This is a genomic window from Pseudomonas wenzhouensis (assembly GCF_021029445.1).
Taxonomy (GTDB): domain Bacteria; phylum Pseudomonadota; class Gammaproteobacteria; order Pseudomonadales; family Pseudomonadaceae; genus Aquipseudomonas; species Aquipseudomonas wenzhouensis.
Genome location: NZ_CP072610.1, coordinates 4009569 through 4027253, shown reverse-complemented (window position 1 = coordinate 4027253; position 17685 = coordinate 4009569). Strand labels below are relative to the sequence as shown.

Sequence of the window (17685 nt, the reverse complement as noted above, 5' to 3'; positions counted from 1 at the left end):
CAGGTGGGCACTCAGAAAGCAGAAAACTCCGCTGTTCACCCGAGGTGAGGCGGAGTTCCTGAAAAAGCAATGCCCGGCACAGGCCGGGCATTCGGGCGTTGCGTGTACGGATTAGTACAGGCGAACGCTGCGACGCTGCTCGCGCTGCACTTTCTTGGCGTGACGCTTAACAGCGGCAGCGGCCTTGCGCTTACGCTCGGCGGTCGGCTTTTCGTAGAATTCGCGGCTACGGACTTCAGCCAGTACACCGGCTTTTTCGCAGGAGCGCTTGAAACGACGCAGGGCTACGTCGAAGGGTTCGTTCTCTTTAACTTTGACGGCTGGCATCCAGGTCGTACCTATTTTCAATTACCGGTTTCAACGCGTGCCCGGCAGTTGGCTCGGGATGCGTCGGTTTTCAAGGGTTGCGGATGTTACCGCCTCGCGCCGAGGAATGCAAAGGCCTCTGATCGAAAAGCGCTGGCCGCTCCGCCGGGCGGCGCTTATCATGCGCGCCTTTGTTCCACGCGGCAAATCAAGGCTCAAGCTCCATGCTCGTACTGGGATTGGAAACCTCCTGTGATGAAACCGGCGTCGCGCTGTATGACAGCGAGCGCGGTCTGCTGGCCGACGCCCTGTTCAGCCAGATCGACCTGCATCGCGTTTATGGCGGCGTGGTGCCCGAATTGGCGTCGCGCGATCACGTCAAGCGCATGCTGCCACTGATCCGCCAGGTGCTGGATGAGGCGGGCAAACAGCCCGGCGATATCGACGCACTGGCGTATACGGCAGGGCCGGGGTTGGTCGGCGCACTGTTGGTCGGCGCCTCCTGCGCGCAGGCGCTGGCCTTTGCCTGGGGCGTGCCGGCCGTGGGCGTGCATCATATGGAAGGTCATCTACTGGCGCCGATGCTGGAAGAGCGGCCGCCGGCCTTTCCGTTCGTCGCCTTGCTGGTCTCCGGTGGCCATACCCAACTGGTGCGCGTCGATGGCATCGGCCAGTACCAGTTGCTCGGCGAATCGCTGGACGACGCGGCCGGTGAAGCCTTCGACAAGACGGCCAAGCTGATGGGCCTAAATTATCCCGGCGGCCCGGAGATCGCCAAGCTGGCTGAACAGGGGACGCCGGGACGCTTCGTCTTCCCCAGGCCGATGACCGACCGTCCGGGGCTGGATTTCAGTTTCAGCGGTCTGAAGACCTTCGCCCTGAATACCTGGCAGCAATGCCGTGACAGCGATGACGACCTTGACCAGGCCCGCCGCGATATCGCCCTGGCCTTCCAGCAGGCGGTGGTTGAGACGCTGACCATCAAGTGCAAACGTGCGCTCAAGCAGAGCGGGCTCAATAGCCTGGTGATCGCTGGTGGCGTGAGTGCCAACAAGGCGCTGCGCGAGCATCTGGAGCGCATGTTGGGTGAGATGAAGGGCAAGGTGTTCTACGCACGGCCACGTTTCTGCACCGACAATGGCGCGATGATCGCCTACGCCGGGTGCCAGCGTTTGCTGGCCGGGCAGCATGAGGATCTGGCGATCAAGGTGCAGGCGCGCTGGCCGATGGAGTCGCTGCCGGCGATTTAAGTCGTTTATCGCGTGGGCAATGCTTGCGCCACGATTTGTGGTGAGAGCGCCTGCTTAGAAGCGCCGCTCGCGGCCGGCGAACAGATCGCGCAGGTTGCTGCGGTGACGCCAGACGATCAATCCGGTGAGTACGCAGGCCGCTAGCAAGGCCGCCGGTTGTTGCCAGGCCAGCAGCGGTAACGTCAGCGGCGTAGCGATCAGCGAGGCCAGCGAGCTGGTGCGCGTCAGCAGGAACACCAGCGCCCAGGCGGCCAGGGCGAGCAAGGCGGCGGGCGGGTAGAGGCCGAGCAGCATGCCGGCGGCAGTGGCAACGCCCTTGCCACCGCGAAAACGGAAGTACAGTGGATAAAGATGGCCGACGACTGCCGCCAGGCCGATCCAGGCTTGCTGATGCAGGCTGAGGCCGAACAACTTGGCGATCAGGATGGGCAGCACGCCCTTGAGCAGGTCGCCGAGCAGCGTCATGACGGCGAGTTTCTTGCCAGCGACGCGCAGCATGTTGGTGGCGCCGGGGTTGCCCGAGCCGCTGGCGCGCGGATCCGGCCCGCCGGCAAGTCGGCTGAGCAGGATGGCGAAGGACAGCGAACCGAGCAGGTAGGCAAGGATTGCCAGAAGCCAGAACATGGTGGCCATTCCAGGGCATGGGGTGGCCCGATTCTAACGAGGTGCAGCGCCCTTGTCGTGGCGCGGAGAGTGTGGTGGACAGAGTATTTATCGAGGGGCTGGAAGTCGATACGGTGATCGGCGCCTACGATTGGGAGCGCGACATTCGCCAGTGCCTGCGTCTGGACTTGCAGATGGCCTGGGATAACCGCCCAGCCGCCGCTGGCGACGACCTTAACCTGGCACTCGACTACGCCAGCGTGTCCACGCGCATTCAGGCCTTCGCCGCTGAATCGCAGTTCATCCTGGTCGAGACCTTCGCCGAACGGCTGGTGCAGACCCTGATGGACGAGTTCAACATTCCCTGGATGCGCCTGAAGCTGACCAAGCCCGGTGCAGTGCCAGCCGCACGCGGCGGCGTGGGCGTGGAGATCGAGCGCGGATGTCTCTGACACGGGTCTTTCTCGGCCTTGGCAGCAATATCGAGCGTGAGCCTCACCTCGTTGCCGGCCTCGATGCACTGGCGGGGCTGCTCAGTGATATGCGCTGTTCGCCGGTGTTCGAAAGCCATGCGGTGGGCATCAAGAGCGGCAACTTCTTCAATCTGGTGGTAGTTGGCGATACCGAGCTGTCACTGCTGGAGCTGGATCGCCGGCTGAAGTTTATCGAGGCCGACAATGGCCGCTATGCACCGGATCGCAAGGGCTTGCCGCTGGATATCGATGTGCTGCTGTTTGGCGAGCAGGTCGGCAACTTCAACGGCCTGATCCTGCCGCGCGCGGAGATTCTCAAGAACGCCTTCGTACTCTGGCCGCTGGCGCTGCTGGCGCCGCAACTGCAGCACCCTGTCGATGGTCGTTCGTTCGCCGAGCTGTGGGCTTCGGCGCAGATCGATCAGCAGTTGTGGCCAGCGGCATTCCAGTGGCGTGGCACCGAGTTGACGCCGCCAGAGTTGCTGCAGGCGCGCCCTGCGTAGGCGGCCTCAAATCGCCCCGGATTGCATCCGGGCTACGGCCTGTTTCTGTTTGATCGCGCGCCTGTGTAGGAGCCCCGCCCCGGGGGGCGAAAACGATTGTGGCCGTTCAGGCAGATTTGCGGCCTGGCCACGATTCGCCGCGAGGCGCGGCTCCTACAGGGAGGGCGCATATTGGTGTAGGAGCCCCGCCCCGGGGCGAAAGCGATTGTGGCCGTTTAGAAAGATTTGCGGCCTGGCTACGATTCGCAGCGCGGCGCCAACAAGGCTATTGGTCCTTGTAGATCTTGAGCGCTTGTAGGCGCTCGCGGTTGAGCGCTTCGCCTAGCTCCGCCCCTTTGAATCCCTTCTCCACGAGCGGTTTGACCGGCACCTGCCGCGCTGCTTCGGCCGCACCGAGCAGGTAAGCAGCTTGTGGATAATCGCGCTGCTCCAGACCCAGGCGACCACGCGCGTCCATCTCGCAGGCGGCGACGAATTCGACGAAGCGCTGCGGGCGGCGGAACACGTCGAAGCGTTGCAGCAGTTCCAGTAGTGTCGAGGGTCGCAACTCCAGCGCGCGATGCCCGTGGGTATGAAACTCACCGACCAGCATGGCCAGCTCGGCGCAGTCACGCGGTGCCTTGCAGCGTGCGTTGATCGCCTGGATCAGACGCAGCCCCTTGTGCTCATGGGCGATATGCCGTGGCCACTCGGCTTCCGGCGTCAGGCCTTTGCCGACGTCGTGCAGCAGGCAGGCCCAGCGCACGTTCAGCGGTTGGTCGTGCTCGGCACATTGCAGCAGCACGCTGAGTACATGCACGCCGGTATCGATTTCCGGGTGATGCGCTGCTGGTTGCGGTACGCCGAACAGGTCGTCCACCTCGGGTAGCAGGGCTGCCAGTGCGCCGCAATCGCGCAGCACCTGGATGAACACGTCCGGACGCGACTCCATCAGGGCGCGGGAGATTTCCTTCCAACTGCGTTCAGCGGTGAGGTGGGTCAGCTCGCCGGATTCTGCCAGCTCACGCATCAGTGCCAGGGTTTCGGGTGCGACGCTGAAACCGAGCGGCGCATAGCGGGCGGCGAAGCGGGCGACACGCAGTATGCGTAGCGGATCTTCGGCGAATGCCGGCGAAACGTGGCGCAGTATGCGGGCTTCAAGATCGTGCTGGCCACCATAGGGATCGATCAGGTTGCCGTGATCATCCTCGGCCATGGCGTTGACGCTGAGGTCGCGGCGGATCAGGTCTTGTTCCAGTGTGACCTCGGGGCTGGCATGGAAGGTGAAGCCGCCATAGCCGCGCCCGCTCTTGCGCTCGGTGCGGGCCAGTGCGTACTCCTCGCCCGTTTGCGGGTGCAGGAACACCGGAAAGTCGGCGCCCACCGGGCGATAGCCGAGCTCCAGCATCTGCTCGGCGCTGGCGCCGACCACGACCCAGTCCACTTCACTGACGGGGCGACCGAGCAGGCGATCACGCACCGCGCCGCCGACTTTGTATATCTGCATGTATGTTCCTCCACTGAGCGCAGAGGATACCGAAGATCGAGGTGGGGCGCGCCGTGCGGGTCGGTATATAGGTCAGGGCGTGGTCATGGCCGGCATCTGGACCAGCAACCGCTCAAATCGGCGGGATGATCAGATCCAGCCTCGGGTAGTCGCTGTCGCTCTCAGAACTGCCGCGCGGTGGCACATGCTGAGTGGTGATCAACTGATCGCCCTGGCACACCTCCAGATGGATATCGAAGCCCCACAGCCGGTGCAGGTGCTTGAGCACCTCGCCAGTGGAGTCGCCCAGTGGTTTGCGGTCGTGCTGCTGGTGGCGCAGGGTCAGCGAGCGGTCGCCACGGCGGTCGATGTTCCAGATCTGTACGTTGGGTTCGCGGTTGCCCAGGTTGTATTGTGCGGCGAGCAATTCGCGGATGGTGCGGTAACCAGGTTCGTCATGGATGGCCGGCACCAGCAGTTCGTCCTTCTGGTCGTCGTCGAGAATGCTGAACAGTTTGAAGTCGCGAATCACCTTGGGTGAGAGGAACTGCAGGATGAAGCTCTCGTCCTTGAAGCTGGTCATGGCGAACTTGAGCGTGGTCAGCCAGTCGCTGCCGGCGATGTCGGGGAACCAGCGCTTGTCTTCCTCGGTGGGGTTCTCGCACATGCGGCGAATGTCGCGGTACATGGCAAAACCCAGAGCATAGGGATTGATGCCGCTGTAGTAGGAGCTGTCGAACGGTGGCTGGTAGACCACGCTGGTGTGCGACTGCAGGAACTCCATCATGAAGCCGTCGGTAACCAGGCCTTCGTCATACAGGTCGTTCATCAGGGTGTAGTGCCAGAAGGTGGCCCAGCCTTCGTTCATCACCTGAGTCTGGCGTTGCGGGTAGAAATACTGGGCGATCTTGCGCACGATGCGGATCACCTCACGCTGCCAGGGTTCCAGCAGGGGCGCGTGTTTTTCCAGAAAATAGAGGATGTTCTCCTGTGGTTCGGCGGGGAAACGCTTGCTGTCCTTCTCGCCGCCCTTGTCAGCACTTTTGGGAATGGTGCGCCACAGATCGTTGATCTGCTTCTGCAGGTGTTCTTCGCGCTCCTTCTGCCGGCGCCGCTCTTCCTCGGCGGAGATGGGATAGGGTCGCTTGTAGCGGTCGACGCCGTAGTTCATCAGCGCGTGGCAGGAGTCGAGCAGTTCCTCCACCGCGTCGATGCCGTAACGCTCCTCGCACTGCATGATGTACTGCTTGGCGAACACCAGGTAGTCGATGATCGAGCTGGCGTCGGTCCAGGTGCGGAATAGGTAGTTGCCCTTGAAGAAGCTGTTGTGGCCGTAGCAGGCGTGGGCGATCACCAGCGCCTGCATGCAGATGGTGTTCTCCTCCATCAGGTAGGCGATGCACGGATCGGAGTTGATCACGATCTCGTAGGCCAGGCCCATCTGCCCGCGCTTGTAGCCTTTTTCGGTGGCGAGGAAGTGCTTGCCGTAAGACCAGTGATGATAGCCCAGCGGCATGCCGACCGAGGCGTAGGCATCCATCATCTGCTCGGCGGTGATCACTTCGATCTGGTTGGGGTAGGTGTCCAGCGCGTAGCGTTCGGCGATACGCGCGATTTCCTTGTCGTATTGGCGAATCAGGTCGAAGGTCCATTCCGAACCGGTGGAGATCGGTTGGCGTTTCTTGGCGGTGGCGCTCATGGCAGCTCCTCAACTCACCAGACGGCGCTGGAACAGTTCACGGAACACCGGGTAGATGTCCGCAGCGGACACCAGTTGCTGCTGGGCGAAGCTGTCGGCGAAGGCTCCGGCCACCTGCTCGTACTCGAACCACAGCGCCTGGTGCTCGCGCGGGGTGATCTCGACGTAGGTGAAGTACTGCACGAACGGCATGATCTGGTTGATCAATATATCCCGGCATACCGGCGAGTCGTCGTTCCAGTTGTCGCCGTCCGACGCCTGCGCGGCATAGATGTTCCACTCGTTGACCGGATAGCGCTCGGCCATCACCTCCTGCATCAGCTTCAGGGCGCTGGAGACGATGGTGCCGCCGGTCTCGCGGGAGTAGAAGAACTCCTCCTCGTCCACTTCCTTGGCACTGGTGTGGTGGCGGATGAACACCACGTCGATCTTGTCGTAGTTCCGTTTGAGGAACAGGTACAGGAGGATGAAGAAGCGCTTGGCCACATCCTTGGTGGCCTGGGTCATCGAGCCGGAGACGTCCATCAGGCAGAACATCACCGCCTTGGAGCTGGGGTTGGGCTGTTTGGTAAGCAGGTTGTACTTGAGGTCGAAGGTGTCGAGAAACGGCACGCGATGGATGCGTGCGCTGAGGCGTTCGATTTCCTCCTGGATGGCCTGGATATCGCCGAAGTTGTCCGGCTCTTCGCGGCGCAGGCGTTCCAGCTCGGCCTTGGCTTCGCGCAGCTTGGCGCGGCTGGAGCCTGACAGGGCAATACGCCGCGCGTGCGCCGAACGCAGCGTGCGGACGATGTTGATGCGCGAGGGGTTGCCCTCGTTACTGATGCCGGCACGCACCGTCTTGAAGGTTTCCGCACCCGTCAGGTGGCGCTTGACCAGATTGGGCAACTCCAGATCCTCGAACATGAAGTCGAGAAACTCCTCCTGGGTGATCTGGAACACGAACTCGTCCATGCCTTCGCCGGAGTTGCTCGCCTTGCCACTGCCTCGGCCGGCGCCGCCGCCTTGCGGGCGTGGAATGCGCTCGCCAGTGGTGAACTCCTTGTTGCCGGGGTGGACGATGGTCTGCTTGCCGCCACGGCCATGGTGCAGCACCGGCTCGTCGATATCACGGCCAGGAATGCTGATCTGCTCGCCGTGCTCCATGTCGGTGATGGAGCGCCGGCTGACGGCTTCCTCCACCGCCTTCTTGATGTGCTCACGGTAACGCCGCAGGAAACGCTGGCGGTTCACCGTGCTCTTGTTCTTGCCATTCAGGCGCCGGTCGATCACATAGCTCATGACATCTCCCTAGCCTGCCCCATAACAAAGGCAGACAGCGAATGACCCGGCGCGGGCTGCGCGCCGGACAGGGCTTACTGAGACTTGCGAACCCGCAGGTACCACTCCGACAGCAGGCGCACCTGCTTCTCGGTGTAGCCGCGCTCGACCATGCGTTTGACGAAGTCGTTGTGCTTCTGCTGATCCTCCTTGCTGCCCTTGGCGTTGAAGCTGATGACCGGGAGCAGGTCCTCGGTGTTGGAGAACATCTTCTTCTCGATCACCACGCGCAGCTTCTCGTAGCTGAGCCAGGTCGGGTTCTTGCCGTTGTTGTTGGCGCGGGCGCGCAGCACGAAGTTGACGATCTCGTTGCGGAAGTCCTTCGGGTTGCTGATGCCGGCCGGCTTCTCGATCTTCTCCAGTTCCTCGTTGAGCGCCACGCGGTTGAGGATCTCGCCGGTTTCCGGGTCGCGGTACTCCTGGTCCTGAATCCAGAAGTCGGCATATAGCACGTAGCGATCGAAGATGTTCTGCCCGTATTCGCTGTAGGACTCCAGGTAGGCGGTCTGGATTTCCTTGCCGATGAACTCGATATAGCGCGGCGCCAGGTATTCCTTGATGTAGCGCAGGTAGCGCTCGCGCACCTCGGCCGGGAACTGTTCCTGCTCGATCTGCTGCTCCAGCACGTACAGCAGGTGCACCGGGTTGGCGGCGATCTCGTGCGGGTCGAAGTTGAACACCTTGGACAGGATCTTGAAGGCGAAGCGGGTCGACAGACCATTCATGCCCTCATCGACACCGGCGCTGTCGCGGTACTCCTGGATCGACTTGGCTTTCGGGTCGGTGTCCTTGAGGTTTTCGCCGTCGTAGACGCGCATCTTCGAGTAGATATTGGAGTTGTCCGGCTCTTTCAGGCGCGACAGGACGGAGAACTGCGCGAGCATCTTCAGCGTGTCCGGCGCGCAATGGGCCTTGGCCAGAGAGCTGTTGATCAGCAGCTTGTCGTAGATGCGGATTTCATCGGTGACGCGCAGGCAGTAGGGCACCTTGACGATGTAGATGCGGTCGATGAAGGCCTCGTTGTTCTTGTTGTTGCGGAAGCTGTGCCATTCCGATTCGTTGGAGTGGGCCAGCAGGATGCCGCTGTAGGGAATCGCACCGAGGCCTTCGGTGCTGTTGTAGTTGCCTTCCTGGGTGGCGGTCAGCAGCGGGTGCAGCACCTTGATCGGCGCCTTGAACATCTCGACGAATTCCATCAGGCCCTGGTTGGCCCGGCACAGCGCGCCCGAGTAGCTGTAGGCGTCGGCGTCGTTCTGCGGGTATTCCTCGAGCTTGCGGATATCCACCTTGCCGACCAGCGCGGAAATATCCTGGTTGTTCTCGTCGCCCGGCTCGGTCTTGGCCACGGCAATCTGGTTGAGGATCGACGGATACAGTTTGACCACGCGGAACTGGCTGATATCGCCGCCGAACTCCTGCAGGCGCTTGGTGGCCCAGGGCGACATGATCGAGTTGAGGTAGCGGCGCGGGATACCGTAATCCTCTTCGAGGATGGCGCCGTCCTCGGTGGCGTTGAACAGCCCCAGCGGTGACTCGAATACCGGTGAACCCTTGATGGCATAGAAGGGCACCTTCTCCATCAGTTGCTTGAGCTTTTCAGCCAGCGAGGATTTACCGCCGCCCACCGGGCCCAGCAGGTAGAGGATCTGCTTCTTCTCCTCCAGCCCCTGCGCCGCGTGGCGGAAGTAGGAAACGATCTGGTCGATGCACTCTTCCATGCCGTGGAAGTCGGCAAAGGCCGGATAACGGCGGATCACCTTGTTGGAGAAGATGCGTGACAGGCGTGGGTCGCTGGAGGTGTCCAGCAGTTCGGGCTCACCGATGGCCATCAGCAGACGCTCGGCCGCAGTGGCATAGGCGCTGCGATCCTGCTTGCACAGTTCGAGGTACTCCTGCAGTGAGTACTCCTCCTGGCGGGTCGCCTCGAAACGTTGTTGGAAGTGACTGAAAATGCTCATGACTTCACCTCGCTCGATGCTGAAAGCTGGCTCGGGATCGGTCGTGCGTGCAGGTGCTGGGTGGCGCCGGCTCTGAAGAAGTCGGGAACAATCCCCCAAAACCCAAAAGTCGTTACCGATGGCCCGATGCCGGTTGGCCGGCTCTACCTTCAGTGGGATGGCCTGAGTAAGAGAATAGTTCGTTCTGCAGCGCGTCAAGGGCACAACAACGATAACGGGATGTTACCGTGCGTCGGGAAGTGGCGGCAGGCCAGGGCGGGCGCGGCCTGCCGTGTGAAGAAATTTATTCTTCGGCGCTTTGCGCCGTCTCGCCCGGGTAGGTGGCGCGCCACAGCTCGAAGCCGCCATCGAGGCTGTACACCTCGGAGAAACCCTGGCCTGCCAGATAAGCGGCAGCGCCCTGGCTGGAGTTGCCGTGGTAGCAGGAGACGATCAGCGGTGCGTCGAGGTCGGCGTGGCTGATGAAGTCATGCAGTGAGTGGTTGTCCAGATGGCGTGAGCCGCTGATGTGGCCATTGGCGAAGCTGTGTGGGTCACGAATGTCGACCACCACAGCGCCCTGTGCACGCAGTTCTTGTGCCTGTTGCGGGGAGATGCGTTTGAATTCGCTCATGTTCAGGAACCTTTACCGGATGAAGGCCAGGCTTATGCCTTGGGGCAGGTGCAGCGATGCAGGGCGCCACTGTCGACATCGAGCAGGGTCATCGCGCCGCCCCAGACGCAGCCGGTGTCCAGTGCGTAGAGGCCGGGCTCGGTGCAATGGCCTTCCAGTGCTGCCCAGTGGCCGAAGATGATTTTCTCGCCGCGCATCTTGCGCTGCGGGTGGCTGAACCAGGGCGCGAAGCCGGGCGGTGCGCTGCCCACGCCTTCCTTGGTCTTCAGATCCAGCGTGCCGTCTGCGGTGCAGAAGCGCATACGGGTGAAATAATTGGTGATCACCCGCAGGCGGGTGACGCCATGCAGCTCCTTGTTCCACTTGGCCGGCTCGTTGCCATACATGCCGTCGAGAAACAGTGGCAGACGGGCGTCGTCACGCAGCGCCTCTTCGACCTCGGCAGCACGGCGCAGTGCCTTGCTCAGTGTCCACTGCGGCGGGATGCCGGCATGTACCAGAGTTACCTTACGTTCGGCGTCGTGGTGCACCAGCTTTTGCAGGCGCAGCCAGTCGAGCAGGTCGTTGCGATCCGGCGCGTCGAGAATCTCGCGCAGGGTGTCGCCCTTCTTCAGGCGCTCGATATTGTGTGCGACGGCCAGCAGGTGCAGGTCGTGGTTGCCCAGCACAAAGGTGACCGCCTGGCGGATGGAGTAGACAAAACGCAGGGTTTCCAGCGACTGCGGGCCGCGGTTGACCAGATCGCCGACCAGCCACAGCTGGTCGTGCGCCGGATCGAAGGCCACCTGTTCGAGCAGGCACTTGAGCGGTTTCAGGCAACCTTGCAGGTCGCCGACGGCATACACCGCCATCAGTGAAGTGCCCCCGGCACAGCCAGGCGGAACGGCGCGATGGTCGCATCGAAGCGTTTGCCGTCCTCGGCGAGCATCTGGTAACTGCCCTGCATGGTGCCGACCTGAGTGGCCATGACCGTACCGCTGCTGTAGGTGTGGCTGGCGCCGGGGTCGATATGCGGTTGCTGGCCGATCACCCCGGCGCCGCGGACTTCCTGCACGCGGCCATCGCCGTCGGTGATGATCCAGTGACGCGACAGCAGTTGCGCCGGTAGCTCGCCGTTGTTGACGATCGTGATGGTGTAGGAGAACGCGTAGCGGTTCTGCTCCGGTTGCGATTGCGCAGCCAGGTAGCGGGTGGTGACGCTGACGTCGATCTGATAGCGAGGGTCGGACATGCGATGAATCCGTTGGGCGTGAATGCAGTTTAGTCCGCCGCAACCGAGGGCTGCAGGGCCAACTGGTCGGCCAGACGAACGAAGGCAGCCAGATCCAGCTGTTCGGGGCGCAGGCTGCCATCGACACCGGCAGCCTCGATGGCCTCGGCGGGCAGCAGCTGCTTGAGCGTGTTGCGCAGGGTCTTGCGGCGCTGGTTGAAGGCCTCACGCACCACGCGTTCGAGCAGGCGATGATCCTTGGCCGGATGCGGCAGGGTTTCATGCGGCACCAGGCGGACGATGGCCGAGTCCACCTTGGGCGGCGGGTTGAAGGCACCAGGGCCGACATTGAACAGGTGCTCCACGCGGCAGTGGTACTGCACCATGATCGACAGGCGGCCCCAATCGCCACCGCCTGGGCCGGCGGCCATGCGCTCGACCACTTCCTTCTGCAGCATGAAGTGCATGTCGCGAATCAGCGGCGCGTTGTCCAGCAGGTGGAAAATCAGCGGCGTGGAGATGTTGTACGGCAGGTTGCCGACAACGCGCAGGCTGCGCGGCGGCGCTTCGAGGCGGGCGAAGTCGAATTTCAGCGCGTCGCCCTGGTTCAGGCGAAAGCGCGGATTGTCGCCGAACTTGTTCTGCAGGATGGGGATCAGGTCGAGGTCGAGCTCGATCACGTCGAGCTGCGCACCGCTGCCGAGCAAACCCTCGGTAATGGCACCCTGGCCTGGGCCGATTTCCAGCAGGCGTTCGTCTTCCTTGGCGCGAATGGCGCGCAGGATACGGTCGATGACGCCGGCATCGTGCAGGAAGTTCTGGCCGAAGCGCTTGCGCGCGCGGTGTTGGTATTCGGACATGGAGCAGCTCCAGGCTTCAAGCTGCAAGCGTCATGCGAGAGCGTAAAGCGAAAAGATAAAGATGCGAAGCTTATCAGGTGAGGTTGTCTCCGGCATCCATGCCGGACGACTTGTGCCCTCAACGTGAGACCGTCGCCATTTGATAAGCCGTTTCCAGCGCCACTTGCAGGCTACCGGTATCGACCTTGCCGGTGCCGGCCAGATCCAGCGCGGTGCCGTGATCGACCGAGGTGCGGATGATCGGCAGGCCCAGGGTGACATTCAAGGCAGCGCCGAAGCCCTTGAACTTGAGTACCGGTAAACCCTGGTCGTGGTACATGGCCAGCACGGCATCGGCCTGTTCAAGATGTTTGGGAGTGAACAGGGTATCGGCCGGCAGCGGGCCGATCAGATGCATGCCTTCGCTGCGCAGACGCTGCAAGGTGGGCTCGATGATCTCGATTTCCTCACGTCCCAAGTGCCCGCCTTCGCCAGCATGGGGGTTGAGCCCGCACACAAGGATGCGCGGCTGGGCGATGCCGAACTTGCTTTGCAGGTCTGCATGGAGGATGCGCGTGACGCGCTCCAGACGCTCGACGGTGATGGCGGCGGCGACATCCTTAAGCGGCAAGTGCGTGGTCACCAGGGCCACGCGCAGACCATGAGTCGCCAGCATCATCACCACCTGCTCGGTGTGGGTCAGCTCGGCGAGAAACTCGGTATGGCCGGAGAAGGGGATGCCCGCTTCGTTGATCACGCCCTTGTGCACGGGCGCCGTGATCATCCCGGCGAAGGTGCCGTCCAGGCAGCCCTGGCCGGCGCGGGTGAGGGTCTGCAACACATAGGCAGCGTTGGCGGGGTTCAGCTCGCCGGGGCTTGTCGGAGCTGCCAGCGGTGTATCCCACACATACAGCGCCCCTGCAGCGGCAGGGTGGGTGGGCCACTGCTGCGGGCCGACCTCCAGCAAATCGATATTCAGCCCCAGCAGGGTGGCGCGCTCAGCCAGCAATTGTTGACTGGCAATGGCGACCAGAGGCGCGGGTTGGGCCTGGCGGGCTAGTAGCAGGCAGAGGTCGGGGCCGATACCGGCGGGCTCGCCAGGCGTGAGGGCAAAGCAGGGCTGCGCAGTCATGGTCGCTCTCTGTGCGGGCTGGGGCGTCAGTTTACGCTGCCGGGCCAATAACGAAAAAGCCCGGCGCTAGGCCGGGCTTTCGGTTCGAAACCGCTCTTACAGCTTGGTTTCGACGTAGGCTTCATCGCGGATCTGGCGCAGCCAGGCCTGCAATTCTTCATCGTACTTGCGATTACGCAGCAGATTGGCAGCCTGTTGCTCGCGGAACTGAGCGCTGTTATCGGTAGCGCGGCGGCCCATGACTTGCAGCACGTGCCAGCCGTACTGGCTCTTGAACGGCTTGGACAGCTCGCCGCTGGCGGTGTTGTTCATCACTTCGCGGAATTCGGGTACCAGCGCCTCGGGATCGATCCAGTTCAGGTCGCCGCCATTGAGTGCAGAACCCGGATCTTCCGAGAAGCTCTTCGCCAGCTCGGCAAAATCTTCGCCGGCGACGATGCGCTGATACAGGCGCTCGACCAGGCGACGGGTTTCTTCTTCGCTGCGGATTTCGCTGGGCTTGATCAGAATGTGGCGCACATGCACTTCGTCGCGCACCTGGGTATCGCCGCCGCGTTTTTCGATCAGCTTGAGGATGATGAAACCGCCCGGCGTGCGCACCGGCTCAGTGACTTCGCCCGGATTGAGCTGGCTGATCATGCTGTCGAACGGTGGTGGCAGTTGACCGGCCTTGCGCCAGCCCATTTCACCGCCTTCCAGCGCGGTTTCACTGGCGGAGCGGGCAATTGCCAGTTGCGCGAAGTCCGCGCCCTGTTGCAATTGCTGGTATAGCTCCTGCGCCTGGCGGTCAGCCGCCTGGATTTCGCTGGAGGATGCGCCTTCGGATACCGGAATCAGGATGTTGGCCAGACGGAACTCTTCCGACAGCTGCATCTTGCCCAGGTCGGAGGCGAGGAAGTTCTGCACTTCCTGATCGGTGACCTGGATGCGTTCGGCCACGCGGCGCTGACGCACGCGGCTGATGATCATCTCGCGGCGCACCTGGTCGCGGGCATCGGCGTAGGACAGGCCATCACGGGCCAGCGCTTCACGGAACTGCTCCAGGCTCATGCCGTTACGCTGGGCGATGGTGCCCATGGCCTGGTTCAGCTCTTCATCGGTGATGCGGATGCCGGAGCGATCACCGATCTGCAACTGGATGTTCTCGATGATCAGGCGCTCGAGCACCTGCTGGCTGAGCACGCTCTCGGGTGGCAGGGCGCCACCGCGCTTGTCGATGGTCTGTTGCACTTCACGCAGGCGAGCGTCGAGCTGGCTCTGCATGACCACGTCGTTGTCGACGATGGCCACGACGCGATCCAGTGGGCGAACCTGGGCCTGAGCCGTTGCCGCCAGCAGTGCTGCGCCCAACAGCATGGGGCGCAGGCGATCAGAAAGCTTGGTCTTCACGTTCACGGTAACCTTGAATGCCTTGGTCGAGGAAAGTTTCCACCTTGTTGCCCACAACGCCACCGAGGCCCTTGAGGACGATCTGCAGGAAGATGCCGCGATCCGGCTCGTCGTTGCGCGATGGGTCGAGGCTGACTTCGTCGTAATCGATCCAGTAACGGTTGATCAGGCGCAGCTTCCAGCAGCAGCTGTCGTACTCGAAACCGCCGAAGGCTTCCAGGGTGCGATTGCGGCCGTAGTCGTACTGCCAGCGCGAGATCAGGCTCCACTGTGGTGCCAGCGGCCAGATGACGGAGAAGTCATGCTGGTCGATCTTGTAGTAGTTCTTGATGTAGTTGGGGTTCGGCTGACCGTTGATTGTTGGGTTGCCGTAGTCCGGGTTGGTGGTCCAGGTACCGCTGTCGCGGTCATAGCGCACGGTGTCGTTACGATAGCGATAGCCGAAGTTGATCACTTTGTTCGGATTAGCTTCCGGCTGGTAATGGAACATCGCGCTGCCCGAGCGGGTGGCGTGCTGATCCGGATCCCAGTTGAAGGTCGAGGCGAAGCGCCAGTCGCGATTGAAACGATACAGATACTCCAGCGCATAAGGCGAAACGTCGGCGGTAGCTTCCTGGCGGGCGCGGTAGTCAATACCCGGCAGTTGAACCTTGCGGTCTTCGAAGTAGAAGGCCTGACCGATGCTGAAGCGTTGGCGCTCGAAGCCGTTCGGCTCGATCCAGCGGCTGGTCACGCCCAGCGACAACTTGTTCTCGTCGCCGATACGATCCTTGCCGCTGAAGCGGTTCTCGCGCCACAGCGAGGCGTAACTGAAGGTTGGCTCGCCTGTATCGAAGATTGGGATATCGCTCTGGTCTTCTTCCGGTACGTACAGGTAGAACGCGCGTGGCTCCAAGGTCTGGCGGAAATCCTTGCCGAACAGCTGGGTGTTGCGGTCGAAGTACAGGCCGCTGTCGACGCTGAACAGGCCGACACCGCGGTTGGGCGAGCCCTTGTAGTCGACGCCGAACCATTGGCGATTTGGGTCGTTAGCGGCATTCGTAGCGCTAGCGATGTCATCCCTACCTTGCCCGTCCAGATCAATCTGGTACTGAGTCTGCAAGTACTTGACCTGAGGCTTGATGAAACCCCAGTTCCAGTTCAGTGGCAGAGCAACGCCAGGCTCCAAGTGCAGACGTTCGCCGTCCGCACGGTCCAATCCGGTCAGACGTTCGTCGTACCAGAGGTCTTGAGGTCGGCCGGTTACCCCATCTTTGTCAGTGAAAAAGCCAGAGCGCAGGTTACGATCAAACCGCACGTACTCGGTGCCATAGGTGAAGTCCAGACCGCCCGGATTGAACGGCAGCTTGCCGTCCAGGGTGATCTGCGGCAGGCGATTGTATGGCGTTACATCCGTGATGTTGGCCAACTCGTATGCATGCACATTCAGGCGGGCGGTGTAGCTGTTGCCGCGATAGGTCAGCGTGCCACGCTGGTCGACGTAGGTTTGCTTGTCGATGCCCAGATCGGTATCGAGATCCTGGAAATAGTACGGATCGCTGATATCGGTGTAGTCGACTTCGGCGAGCAGGCGCGAGTTGAGGCCCTGCTTGTGCTGCCAGCTGTACATCCAGCGCTGGTCTTCGTACTCGGACTGCAGTTTGCGTTCGTCTTCGCTGTCGTTCAACCACGCGCCGCCGACCTGGCCTTCGCTGCTTTCGGTCAGGTAGCGGAATTCACCTTCCATCAACATGCCGCGCTTGGCCATGTAGGTCGGATACAGTGTGGCGTCGTAGTTTGGCGCCAGGTTGAAGTAGTACGGTGTTTGCAGCGAGAGGCCGTTGCTGCTCGACGTACCGAAGCTCGGCGGCAGGAAGCCGGACTGGCGACGATCATCGATCGGGAAGTAGATATATGGGGTGTAGAACACCGGAATGTCCTTGACCCGCAGCGTCACGTTGGTCGCGGTGCCGAAGCCGGTCGCCGGGTTCAGCGTGACGTTATTACCCTTCAGGTGCCAGGCATTGTCACCCGGTTCGCAACGGGTATAGGTGCCATCCTTGAGGCGGATGATGGCCGTCTCTTCGCGCTTGGCGTAGAGCGCGCTGCCGCGCACGTGAGCCTGGTGCAGGACGTATTCGGCATTGTCGATGCGGGCTTCGCCGTTATCCAGTTGCAGTTCGGCACGGTCACCGACTACCAGCATACCGCTGTCACGCAAACGCACATTGCCGACCAGCTCGCCACGGTTTTCCGTCTGGTGCAGGCTGGCTTCGTCGGCCTCGACCTGCATACCGGACTGGCGCAAAACGACGTCACCAGCGAGGGTGGCGATCTGTTTTTCCTGCTCGAAGCGCGACGCCTTGGCCGATACATACATCGGCGACTCGTCCAGCGGCGTGGTGTCATCCATGCCTGGACGCAGCGGCTCGACATAGGCGCCTGCGCAGTAGGGGCCGGCTTCGGCCAGTTGCGCTGCTGTCAGCTTCTCGCGCGGGACCCAGTCCAGATGGCTGTAGTCAGGGCTGCGCGAGGCGAGGGCGCGGCCCTTGCTCTCGGTGACCAGCACTGGTGCTGCTTCCTGCCTGGTGCTGGCCTCGCTGCTCGAGCCGCTGCTGCTGACAGCATCACGGCTGTGCACCGGGCGCGGTGGCAGGGCGCTGGCCGCCGATTTCGGCGCGCAAGCCCAGCCGCCCGTAGGCGAAGCCTGGCAATTGTATTGCTCAGCAGCGAAGGCCTGTAGGCTGAACGCGGGCTGTAAGGCCAGAAGGCTGCCGGTAACCAGCAGCGGAAATTTCTTGCGGAACGCGGGGTATTTTACTGCCATCTTGTTAGTCCGGGCTTCCTGCGCGCTATCGGCCCAGGGGCCGCACGCCTCTCGATGGGCTGAAAAAGATGCTGGATAATAAAGCATGACCCGCGCAACGGCTAGCGCCGTCGGAGACC

The 17685-nt window shown here is 62.2% G+C and carries 16 protein-coding genes; 3 read left to right on the top strand and 13 right to left on the bottom strand.

Annotation, left to right across the window (positions count from 1 at the left end; all coding sequences use genetic code 11):
• Window positions 1–111: 111 nt before the first annotated feature.
• Window positions 112–327: a 30S ribosomal protein S21 gene (gene rpsU / locus J7655_RS18830; RefSeq protein WP_003290642.1), complete on the bottom strand. Its 216-nt coding sequence runs from the start codon at window positions 325–327 to the stop codon at window positions 112–114.
• A 203-nt stretch (window positions 328–530) separates the two neighbouring features.
• Between rpsU and tsaD the strand changes: the two genes are divergently transcribed.
• On the top strand, window positions 531–1556 hold the full coding sequence (gene tsaD / locus J7655_RS18825; RefSeq protein WP_230925718.1) for a tRNA (adenosine(37)-N6)-threonylcarbamoyltransferase complex transferase subunit TsaD: 1026 nt from the start codon (window positions 531–533) through the stop codon (window positions 1554–1556).
• A gap of 54 nt (window positions 1557–1610) precedes the next feature.
• Here the strand turns inward: tsaD and plsY are convergent, their stop codons facing one another.
• Window positions 1611–2180: a glycerol-3-phosphate 1-O-acyltransferase PlsY gene (gene plsY / locus J7655_RS18820; RefSeq protein ID WP_230925717.1), complete on the bottom strand. Its 570-nt coding sequence runs from the start codon at window positions 2178–2180 to the stop codon at window positions 1611–1613.
• A 74-nt stretch (window positions 2181–2254) separates the two neighbouring features.
• Between plsY and folB the strand changes: the two genes are divergently transcribed.
• Window positions 2255–2611 (top strand): dihydroneopterin aldolase, encoded by a 357-nt coding sequence (gene folB, locus J7655_RS18815; RefSeq protein WP_074856350.1) that lies wholly within the window; start codon window positions 2255–2257, stop codon window positions 2609–2611.
• Complete coding sequence (gene folK, locus J7655_RS18810) at window positions 2602–3135, top strand: 2-amino-4-hydroxy-6-hydroxymethyldihydropteridine diphosphokinase (RefSeq protein ID WP_084340927.1); 534 nt, start codon at window positions 2602–2604, stop codon at window positions 3133–3135. The genes folB and folK overlap by 10 nt, the downstream gene beginning before the upstream one ends.
• Window positions 3136–3400: 265 nt before the next feature.
• On the opposite strand, the gene J7655_RS18805 is transcribed toward folK, so the two are convergent.
• The 11 genes from J7655_RS18805 to J7655_RS18755 all read right to left on the bottom strand — a co-directional run bounded on the left by J7655_RS18805 (window position 3401) and on the right by J7655_RS18755 (window position 17566).
• Window positions 3401–4621, bottom strand: a complete 1221-nt coding sequence (locus J7655_RS18805) for a multifunctional CCA addition/repair protein (protein WP_230925716.1) — start codon at window positions 4619–4621, stop codon at window positions 3401–3403.
• Between the two features lie 112 nt (window positions 4622–4733).
• Window positions 4734–6299, bottom strand: a complete 1566-nt coding sequence (locus tag J7655_RS18800) for a SpoVR family protein (protein ID WP_230925715.1) — start codon at window positions 6297–6299, stop codon at window positions 4734–4736.
• Between the two features lie 9 nt (window positions 6300–6308).
• Window positions 6309–7580, bottom strand: coding sequence for a YeaH/YhbH family protein (locus J7655_RS18795; RefSeq protein WP_230925714.1), 1272 nt, complete (start codon window positions 7578–7580; stop codon window positions 6309–6311).
• Window positions 7581–7654: 74 nt separating this feature from the next.
• Entirely contained in the window at window positions 7655–9577 is a 1923-nt protein-coding gene (locus J7655_RS18790; protein ID WP_230925713.1) for a PrkA family serine protein kinase, read from the bottom strand.
• 283 nt (window positions 9578–9860) lie between these two features.
• Window positions 9861–10190 (bottom strand): thiosulfate sulfurtransferase GlpE, encoded by a 330-nt coding sequence (glpE, locus tag J7655_RS18785; protein WP_230925712.1) that lies wholly within the window; start codon window positions 10188–10190, stop codon window positions 9861–9863.
• A 32-nt stretch (window positions 10191–10222) separates the two neighbouring features.
• Window positions 10223–11041 (bottom strand): symmetrical bis(5'-nucleosyl)-tetraphosphatase, encoded by an 819-nt coding sequence (locus J7655_RS18780; RefSeq protein WP_230925711.1) that lies wholly within the window; start codon window positions 11039–11041, stop codon window positions 10223–10225.
• Window positions 11041–11421: a Co2+/Mg2+ efflux protein ApaG gene (gene apaG / locus J7655_RS18775; RefSeq protein ID WP_230925710.1), complete on the bottom strand. Its 381-nt coding sequence runs from the start codon at window positions 11419–11421 to the stop codon at window positions 11041–11043. Before apaG ends, J7655_RS18780 begins: the two co-directional genes overlap by 1 nt.
• A 29-nt stretch (window positions 11422–11450) precedes the next feature.
• A complete protein-coding gene (rsmA, locus tag J7655_RS18770) occupies window positions 11451–12260 on the bottom strand; it encodes a 16S rRNA (adenine(1518)-N(6)/adenine(1519)-N(6))-dimethyltransferase RsmA (protein WP_230925709.1) in 810 nt (269 codons plus the stop codon).
• 118 nt (window positions 12261–12378) lie between these two features.
• Entirely contained in the window at window positions 12379–13371 is a 993-nt protein-coding gene (pdxA, locus tag J7655_RS18765) for a 4-hydroxythreonine-4-phosphate dehydrogenase PdxA (protein ID WP_230925708.1), read from the bottom strand.
• 96 nt (window positions 13372–13467) lie between these two features.
• The gene (locus tag J7655_RS18760; protein ID WP_230925707.1) at window positions 13468–14760 is read right to left on the bottom strand and encodes a peptidylprolyl isomerase; all 1293 of its coding nucleotides are present in this window, start codon (window positions 14758–14760) and stop codon (window positions 13468–13470) included.
• Window positions 14741–17566, bottom strand: coding sequence for an LPS-assembly protein LptD (locus J7655_RS18755; RefSeq protein ID WP_230925706.1), 2826 nt, complete (start codon window positions 17564–17566; stop codon window positions 14741–14743). The genes J7655_RS18760 and J7655_RS18755 overlap by 20 nt, the downstream gene beginning before the upstream one ends.
• Window positions 17567–17685: the final 119 nt, after the last annotated feature.